1 protein-coding gene is annotated in these 554 nt (G+C 50.2%); it reads right to left on the reverse strand.

Going from position 1 to position 554, the window contains the following annotated elements; all coding sequences use genetic code 11:
• Positions 1–408 (reverse strand): hypothetical protein (locus FAS41_RS31110; RefSeq protein ID WP_218939155.1); only part of this gene is annotated, 408 nt, incomplete at its 3' end.
• Positions 409–554 lie beyond the last annotated feature (146 nt).

The raw sequence follows: 554 nt of genomic DNA on the forward strand, positions 1-554 counted from the left end.
TATAACGCGCCAATCACCGCTCCACGATGCGATAGGACATGTTGCGGTGGGTATCGACAAGTTAGGATCTTGAACAGCAATAATCGTATTCTGATCGCTTCCGTTCTGGCCTAATGACACTCGACCGCAGGCTTCGAAATCCACCTGAATAAGCCCTATCCGGCCGACAGGGCCACGTGGAATCCCCTTTGCAGAGCCATTCGCGACCTGTTTCTTGCTCCCCGTGACCACCGCCGCCTCTACGTAGAGTGTGTCTCCAGTTTCACCGAAGAAGAACTGTACATACTTGCCGTCCTGGTTAGGGACGGCATGAGCCTTAGTAGGGGTTTCGAGAAAATCGCACCCGCCTAGGAGAGCTAAAAGCAAGACGGGCCCCGCCGCCAGTATGCAGTGTCGAAGTTGATTCATGAGATTCCCTAAAGACGAAATTGTCCGGCGTGCGAATAATTAAGCGCAAACTGGAGTTAGTCAAGGATAATATATTTGTTCCGCGCAAGCTGGGATTGGGGGAAGTAATTTATCGACCACAATACTCGTATAATATTATTATATGG

It is taken from the genome of Pseudomonas nicosulfuronedens (assembly GCF_005877905.1).
In the GTDB taxonomy this organism is placed as follows: domain Bacteria; phylum Pseudomonadota; class Gammaproteobacteria; order Pseudomonadales; family Pseudomonadaceae; genus Pseudomonas; species Pseudomonas nicosulfuronedens.